Source organism: Guyparkeria sp. SB14A (assembly GCF_005096345.1).
Lineage (GTDB): Bacteria > Pseudomonadota > Gammaproteobacteria > Halothiobacillales > Halothiobacillaceae > Guyparkeria > Guyparkeria hydrothermalis.
Window position 1 is genome coordinate 1 of record NZ_SWAW01000086.1, and the last position, 254, is coordinate 254.

The window sequence follows — 254 nt, forward strand, 5'->3', positions numbered from 1 at the left end:
TCTGGTCGCCGAGCACCTCGTCGACCTCGTGATTCCAGTGGATCTCGACGTTGCCGTCCTCGGCCTTCTTCATCAGGCGATCGATCAGGATGTCCTCGGCCCGGAAGCGGTCGCGGCGATGCACCACTGCACCTTGGCGGCGATGTTGGACAGGTACAGCGCCTCCTCGACGGCGGTGTTGCCGCCGCCGACCACGGCGACCGTCTGGTTCTTGTAGAAGAAGCCGTCGCAGGTCGCGCAGGCGGACACGCCCT

The 254-nt window shown here is 65.7% G+C and carries 1 pseudogene; it reads right to left on the minus strand.

Annotated elements, in window-relative coordinates:
- A pseudogene (locus FAZ79_RS11360) lies at nucleotides 1-254 on the minus strand (FAD-dependent oxidoreductase); the annotation flags it as partial.